Source organism: Paludibacterium sp. (assembly GCF_019232825.1).
In the GTDB taxonomy this organism is placed as follows: domain Bacteria; phylum Pseudomonadota; class Gammaproteobacteria; order Burkholderiales; family Chromobacteriaceae; genus Paludibacterium.
Map to the genome: position 1 here is coordinate 1 of NZ_JAFAND010000108.1, position 7272 is coordinate 7272.

Here is a 7272-nt window from a genome sequence, read left to right on the forward strand (position 1 = left end):
ACCTTGGTTAGCCGGAGGATTAAATACGATAATAGGAGCAAATTTATAGCCAGTACCGCCAGATGTAATAGTTACTATGGTGTTAATAGAACCACCAACAATAGCATTCCACAATGAACCACCAGCACTTGGGGTAATAGTCAAACCTGTATTACCCGCAGTTGTAATACCATTCTGAATCGTTACTGCATTGCCTTGATAGTTATAGCCATAGAAACCATTCGTATAGCCAGAACCTACGTTAGTCAATACAGCGCCAACAGGACAGCCAGTAGTATTAGACAGACGATAGTTTGTACCATCAGAAGAGATAGTCAAACCTTCTAATGCGATAGGAGCATAAGAACGCCATACCAATAGAACCGGATCAAATGTCTGTAGATCGGTAAATGGGCCAGCATCTACATTAAATTGTCCAGTGGATATAAATCCAGTCGGAGCATTCGGGCCTGTAGGAGGCTGTTGCCATGTACCAATTACACCTTGACCAGCCGGAAGCAAAAACGATTGCCCCGGAGCCAATGCGCCAGAAATAACGGGGTTGGTAAGAAGTTGACCAAAGCCCCCAATCTTTTGCATACCCATGATTATTCTCCTTACAAAGTAACGTAGGTAAAGTTGCTAACCCGCGTATTCGCTTTCGGCTTGACACAAACCAATTCCATCAATGCCAGAACGATACCAAGATAACCGATTTGATAGTTCGGGATGGTGGATTGGAAGCCGGAGAATGTAAAGGCTGCATTTTCGTGAATATACATGGCAACGTAATTGGAGTTAACCAAATACAGAATACCTTCCGGGCAATATGGGTCACAATAGATAGGAACACCTGCAACCATCAGAGCGCGAAACGCAGAACGAGGGCCATTAGATTCACTATCAAATGCAGAACCGGGGGATACGTTAAAAACTTCTTGGCCAAGGAAATCATTAGCCAGTGTTTGCCAAGTACCAACACCCATCAGACCAAACGAGGGGAGTTCACCACAGTTCTTGAACGTACCCGAAATATATTGCATAACCAATGCACGAGTCGGGTTCGTAGCACCGGCATTATAGACTTTACTTTTCCAAAATGCATTGGAGGTACGGGAAATACCACCATAAGTTGCAAGGTTAGTGGAGTCGTCAATAGCTCCGGGAAGACCAATCAATTGTTGGTTGTTACCGGTGTTATTATACAGTGCAGTACCAATAGCATCACAAGCATTATTCGTAGCATCATTCATACGAGCTTCGATGAGAGGAATAATAGCATGATCTTTTTGAACTGCATATTCCATACCTTGGAACGGAATAGGAACAACCAATGCCTTCAAGTTATATTCAGCATTCTGAATACCTTGTTGAACCGAAGGTTGGTTGAAAGTGCCGGAATAATCAGTCCATTGACTATTCACAAAGCTTGCCCCTTGAACCGGAACAGTTACGCTAGATACACCACCGGAAGCCGGTTGAGCATTTGCGATTGCAGCCGCTACAAAAGGAGAGCAGTTATAAATCTGAACAATCATTTTCGGTACAAATGCGCGACGGGTTACGTATTGTACTTCCGTCCCGGCTGCACCTGATGGCATAATACCTGTGCCGAGTTGGGGCATTTTAATTTCCTTTAAAAGATGTTGGGGAGATTAACTGTTAATCTCATCCCATGCTTTATATGCTTCTTCACGAGCAATATTATTAAGCTTGGATTTATCACCAACACCTTTTGACCATATAGCGGCATCAGGCATGGTAATCATCGGTCGATCGGTTGTGCGATTGATAGTAGGAGCAGCAGCCTTTTGTTGATTCACCAAAAATTCAGCGGCTGTTTCATAAGAAGGGATTTGCTTCTCAACCATCAATGTTTCAACCGAACTCATTTGCTCATCGTTCAGTTTAAATTTCGATTGTACATTAGCCCGAGTTTTTTGAAGATTTTCTCGGATATCACGTTCTTGGATTTGTTTTTCCAAGTTCAAACGAGCTTCGCGTTCTTTTTGCAGTTCAGTTTGGAACGAATCTTTAGTTGCAATTTCAGGGATTTGCAAATTTGGATTAGCTTGTTTGGCCAATCGAAGGAACTGTTCCCTCGTTTGCGGATTATTGACCAAACTTTCACCCAAATTTACAATCCCTTGCAATTGTTCCAAACTATATTGATTCAAATCGGCCATCTTCGGTTCCTTTATTATTTAGCACCGCCACCGGGCTTTTGAATACGGATGTTATTACCTGTCATCGTCTTACTGGCATCACCCAAACCACCCAATTCAGCGAAACGAGGCGGGTTGATAATTCTCCCATTCTCGCGCTTGTTATCAGTAGGCCGACGCATACCAGTAGAAGAAGGTTTGAAGATTTCGGACATATCTTTAACCACCTTTCATGAGTTGAGAAATAGCTTGCATTGCGTCATTAGATGGAGGTTGTTGAACTCCGGCACCTTGACCCTGTTGCATAGCTTGTTGAATCGGTTGTCCTTTTTGTAGACTAGGTTCATTTCGAACTAAGTCAAGTATTTGAGCCGGGATTAGTTCAATATCTGCTTTACCACCGAATTTGCTGGTGAGGGAATCAAGGACAGAGTGTAAATCCTTGCTTTCATCGCTGTCTGGCCCGTAAGCAACTAATGCTTGACCCAAAACACTCATAGCCAACCGTACTTTAGCATTCCCTACAGCTAGATTACCCTTCTTTACATTCGGTGTTGCCATAGGAGCAGAAGAAGGTGCTTCAGCAGGTTCGGATGTAGTGGATGGGAATTGCTTACCTTCCGTTTGTCCGGAATGCATGTTTAAAATATCGGTCGGAATGTCAGGCATTACAACCTACCTTTCCGATTCTTTGTACCTTTATGTCCACCGCCACGACGTTTCATCGATTCACCATGACGTTTTTGAATGATAAACATAAAGATTATTTCCGCTTTTTGCTACGAGATTTACCAGTAGCTTTACCACCCCGAGCATGACCCGCTGCACCGGCAAGAATCCCAAAATCATTGAATTTAATCATTTCCGTTTCTTCTTTCTGTAACCAGTAGGCTTACCACCTCTAGCACTATGAGCCATTATATATTCCTTAAATGGGAAGAAGGAGAAAGGGATTAACCTCTCTCCTTGTCAGTTTGCGCATTAGGGAGTTACCCGATACAGCTTATTTACGCTTGTGTTTACGACGACGGGCGTTGAGCATTTTAGGCTCCTTTAACTGACAAGGAACTGAGGTGCCTTGTATCACCTTCGGGGAACCTTTCCCCTATTTTGTTTGTTGGTACTTTAAATCTATTCCGAAGCTTGTTCAATCCCTTTTTCTCCTCTTAAATTAGCTGCACCTTGTTGTGCACCGGGAGAAGGGGGACGTCCTTGACCTGCCATACCCATTTGCATCATCTGTTGCTGCATTTGCATTTGTTTCTTCTCATCATCGATTCGGATTTTTAGTTTCCGAACCAATTGTTGTAGACCAGGAGGATCATAGAGACGTAAGAAATCTTCCCTATCAATACATTGAGCTTTCAACAAAACTTGTGCATCCGATTTCTTGTCTTCAATAAAGATAGGGGAAGAAGAATGAGCATCTACCTTGACAATGTAATCAGTTGTGAATTGTTTAGCAACAAACGTCATTGGAGAACCATCAGAGAGTGTTTCATCAGTGAGGTATTTCTTATCACTGAACTCTTGATGTAATCGTAGTACAAGAGTGGCTAGTTGTTCAAGGGCATCTTCAATAATAAGTGAGGCTTGGCGAGGGCGAGAAGAGGATAACCGGGCCATCAGGTCAGCTTGCCCTCGACTTCTCACACCACTTTCCCCCTTACCTTGCATGATGTTATTCACACCTGCAGTTTCGTTGAACATTTCCTCGATCTTTTCAATCTCAGCAAACATATTTGTAGGCATTTTTGGGCTTAAATCTTCTATTTTACCATTAATACCTAAGTCCAAATAACCACCAGCTTTTCTAAGAGCTGCATATTTTTCTTCTCTAATGGGCCCTGATCCACTAGCAGCACGAGGAGGATCAACTTGACGATTCATCATGTCTTTCAATTGAGCAATTCGAAGAGAATGCCAATCTTGGAGAGGAGTTAAACGGGCAGTAAATGATTGTCCCCAGAAATAAAAGGGCAATGGTTCTGGGCAAATTTGTACAAATGGAAGTTTTTTAGGAACAAGGAAGTTTTTCCGATCATAAATTACAATACCGGGATCAGCTAATGTTACGATCTGATAATCTTGTTCATCATCGTTCCAAATATATAACTCATACATCGTAACGCCATCATAATCGATGTCTGGAACATAATCATGGGTAGATGCCATACCACCAACACCACCAGCTACTGAACCGATCATGTTAGGTGTTGATTTACTAATCATCAAACGTTGCAACCCCGAGGGAAAAGAACTATCGGGAGCAGCGGCATTGTTGACAGCTATTTGTTGATCAACAATATCTTTATGTGGATGGGTTTCAATAATCCTTTCCAGTTCACTTTTCGGGATCATGTAGATATGTACGACCGCTTCTTGCCTGTTGAGTTGATTAATATCTTCTCTAAACACACCGAAACAATCAGGTTCGATAGAATAAACCTTAATCCCATCATCCCAGACTATTTTCAAGATCATCGTGTTATAGACATAAGACCATTGAATTGCATCACCAATAATCAAATCAGTATCAGAATCGTGCCATTGGTCGTTTATCTCTTCATTTAGGATTGAGACTTTTCTTAACTCGTCTGGATGGACTGTTGCGCCTAATTGCAAGTTGAACTTTGTCGTCTCGGCGCTGTAAATGAAGCTTTTCAACAATTGAATCGTGGGTTGAATCTTGTTGAATGGGGCTTGTGTCCCCTCCTCTGTTCCAAACAGGTAATAGTTTCGGAGCCGGCGATATGCTGGTATCCGGTTGTTTTGACTGACTAGGCATTGCTGGAGGACTCGTTGATAGAATTGAATCCGTTGCATTGGGTCGTTCGGAATCTTCATTTCTTTCTCTCTTTGGGATTAAACGAAACATGTTAAGGTTAAGATTTCATGACCTTTTGACGGTCTTGTTTGTCAGATGCAAGTATTTTTACGTCCGCTGCCGGAACAACACGTTTGTCAATTCCGCTTGTTCTAGCTGCCAATCTCATACCCATGTTATCAACTTGAACTGTTTTTCCTGATTCGGTTTGGAATGTTTCATATCCAGCACCATTAGCTGTTGCTTGTTTGAACATATCAACACCACCGACAGCGTCCATTCCCCATTTACAATCATCAGCAGCGGATTTGGCTGCTTGTCCATCTTGATTGTTAATGTCACTTAATTTATATGCACGAGCTAAATCATTGAAACTATTATCAGTATAAGTTGTAGCTTCATGTCGAATAGAAGGAGGGGTTAAAAATACCCTTTTTACATTTTCGCTTGCACATCCCAGACAAGGACAAATTGGGTGTGTTGATTCAAATGTACCATGTTTAGCACATTCCCATTCTTTAATAACCATTATTCATCTCCTAAAGTATATTCAATTGAGCCGTTAATCATATTTACTTGCATTTGAGGTTTCTTTATCTCACCTCGAGGCACTGGATACATGGGACGATGGATTCTCCAACCATCACCTTTACGAAACGTAAATACAATCTCACCGGCATCGTATTGGTTGAAAAATTGACTTAACCTTAGCTGAGTTTCTTGGCTCATTAAACCAACTGTTGCTTGATATATACGATAATTATTATAGTGCAGGAATTGTTTGAGGGCAGAGATGGTCAATCCCTCACCCTCAGCTGGTCTAACTCCTCTTCCCAATTCCAACTCACTCAACCTTTTCGCAATCTCTTGTTTGCTCATAATCATAACAGATTTAGTCATCGAGAGGATTCCTTAAAGCATTTTCTATCATTGCTCTTGTTAACAATGATCCGAGAGTGGCGGTCTTTCCGTACTCTTTTTCCTTTTGGCAAAGTTCCCATGTTACACCTTGTTGTATCAATCCATTCATTACAAAATCATTCCAAGCTATGACCGATAGTCCAGCGCCCATGACTCTATCATCTTTAGCTGTCCCCTCTCCATTGATTGAACCTCCGTCACGGACAATTGTACGCATCTCTTTGAGCAATTCACATGAACGGATGACGAGAAATCCTCTTTCGTAATAATCTCGATATGTATTAAACAATCTTTCCTTCTCACGTTGATTTGTCTGCCATTGAAAGGCGTAAGCTGAAGAAATAGAATCTTGTCGCTTGTAGAAATAATGTCTAACGCTTCCAACAATGTCATATATGTCTGCTGGATGATTGGGTGCTCCCCCCATCTGCGCCAGATTACGCAATTCATTAAACACCGCCTGTCCGGGGCCTGTTATTTCTAGGTTCAATAGAGCGCCACCATACTCTCCACAAAGATGTGCCAGAACCCAAGCAAACTGATAAGTATTACAATCAGTAGAACAATATTCCGCAACTTGTTCGACTCTGTCAGCATAGCATTTCCATACAGAAGCAACGAATCTATCAGCCCAATCAGAAGACCCATAAGCAGGATCAGCACCAATAACATAAATATGCTCACCGGGTTCATAGCCTTCCCAAATAGTGAGATCAGCATTCTCTTCATTCGTTTCGTAGAAGGATGTGAACTCAAAATACTGACCCATTTGGTAGCAGTAATATCTTCCTTCCAAGTCTTTAATCTGTTTGAAATCCTTTGAAATATGGGCAGAAGAAAAGAATTTGGAACCTGTGAGTTGAAAGGCATAATCTTCGGTTGGTGGGAATTCTTGATACATCCGAAGTTCATCTCCTTTCATCTTTTCTTCTAGCGTATATCTCCACCATGCTATTTGTTCGGAGGTAATGTCGAAATCATATAGCTCTTTGATTTCTTCAACCCAAACCTTCTCATCTGTAGTCAAATATCCATCCCAATAGATAGCATATTCGGCACTATCTTTGTGTTTAGAATACATTTCATTGCGCCACCAGCCAACAAAAATTGCGCGTTGAAAATCTGATCTCTTGGCTTCTTCCCACATCTCGGGTAATGGATTATCATATCCCCTAGCTGTACTTTCAAAAATATACAAACGATGGGGGTTTTCTTCCGCAAATGTAGCCATCAAGTTAGCTACAGCATCTTCATCCCCCCAGCTAGACATTTCTGTAGCGTGACAGAAATTAATAGCATGACCAGTACCCATTTCACTACTTTTCTTCTTTGTCCCCGCAACAATGAATGCTAATCTACTATCATTAGTCAACACCATCT

Annotated in this window: 9 protein-coding genes; all 9 read right to left on the reverse strand. The window is 41.7% G+C overall.

The window, feature by feature from the left end:
- A partial coding sequence (locus JOZ06_RS13805) for a hypothetical protein (RefSeq protein WP_293233390.1) occupies positions 1–585 on the reverse strand: 585 nt, incomplete at its 3' end.
- An 11-nt stretch (positions 586–596) separates the two neighbouring features.
- Positions 597–1604 carry a phage major capsid protein gene (locus tag JOZ06_RS13810; protein ID WP_293233392.1) on the reverse strand — a complete coding sequence of 336 codons (1008 nt, stop codon included), beginning with the start codon at positions 1602–1604 and terminating at the stop codon, positions 597–599.
- A 30-nt stretch (positions 1605–1634) separates the two neighbouring features.
- Positions 1635–2165 carry a hypothetical protein gene (locus tag JOZ06_RS13815; protein ID WP_293233394.1) on the reverse strand — a complete coding sequence of 177 codons (531 nt, stop codon included), beginning with the start codon at positions 2163–2165 and terminating at the stop codon, positions 1635–1637.
- A 14-nt stretch (positions 2166–2179) separates the two neighbouring features.
- Positions 2180–2359 carry a hypothetical protein gene (locus JOZ06_RS13820; RefSeq protein WP_293233396.1) on the reverse strand — a complete coding sequence of 60 codons (180 nt, stop codon included), beginning with the start codon at positions 2357–2359 and terminating at the stop codon, positions 2180–2182.
- Positions 2360–2363: 4 nt separating this feature from the next.
- Positions 2364–2813: a hypothetical protein gene (locus JOZ06_RS13825; RefSeq protein ID WP_293233398.1), complete on the reverse strand. Its 450-nt coding sequence runs from the start codon at positions 2811–2813 to the stop codon at positions 2364–2366.
- A gap of 462 nt (positions 2814–3275) precedes the next feature.
- Positions 3276–4991 carry a hypothetical protein gene (locus JOZ06_RS13830; protein WP_293233399.1) on the reverse strand — a complete coding sequence of 572 codons (1716 nt, stop codon included), beginning with the start codon at positions 4989–4991 and terminating at the stop codon, positions 3276–3278.
- 38 nt (positions 4992–5029) lie between these two features.
- A complete protein-coding gene (locus tag JOZ06_RS13835; RefSeq protein ID WP_293233401.1) occupies positions 5030–5500 on the reverse strand; it encodes a hypothetical protein in 471 nt (156 codons plus the stop codon).
- Positions 5500–5871, reverse strand: coding sequence for a hypothetical protein (locus tag JOZ06_RS13840; RefSeq protein WP_293233403.1), 372 nt, complete (start codon positions 5869–5871; stop codon positions 5500–5502). Before JOZ06_RS13840 ends, JOZ06_RS13835 begins: the two co-directional genes overlap by 1 nt.
- On the reverse strand, positions 5864–7272 hold a 1409-nt coding region (locus JOZ06_RS13845; RefSeq protein WP_293233405.1), incomplete at its 5' end, for a hypothetical protein. The genes JOZ06_RS13840 and JOZ06_RS13845, both read right to left, overlap by 8 nt.

Bases quoted from the DNA above. Each gene is read 5' to 3' on its own strand.
- JOZ06_RS13825 (WP_293233398.1), bottom strand. From the start codon at position 2,813: ATGCCTGACATTCCGACCGATATTTTAAACATGCATTCCGGACAAACG.
- JOZ06_RS13815 (WP_293233394.1), bottom strand. From the start codon at position 2,165: ATGGCCGATTTGAATCAATATAGTTTGGAACAATTGCAAGGGATTGTA.
- JOZ06_RS13820 (WP_293233396.1), bottom strand. From the start codon at position 2,359: ATGTCCGAAATCTTCAAACCTTCTTCTACTGGTATGCGTCGGCCTACT.
- JOZ06_RS13840 (WP_293233403.1), bottom strand. From the start codon at position 5,871: ATGACTAAATCTGTTATGATTATGAGCAAACAAGAGATTGCGAAAAGG.
- JOZ06_RS13810 (WP_293233392.1), bottom strand. From the start codon at position 1,604: ATGCCCCAACTCGGCACAGGTATTATGCCATCAGGTGCAGCCGGGACG.
- JOZ06_RS13835 (WP_293233401.1), bottom strand. From the start codon at position 5,500: ATGGTTATTAAAGAATGGGAATGTGCTAAACATGGTACATTTGAATCA.
- JOZ06_RS13830 (WP_293233399.1), bottom strand. From the start codon at position 4,991: ATGAAGATTCCGAACGACCCAATGCAACGGATTCAATTCTATCAACGA.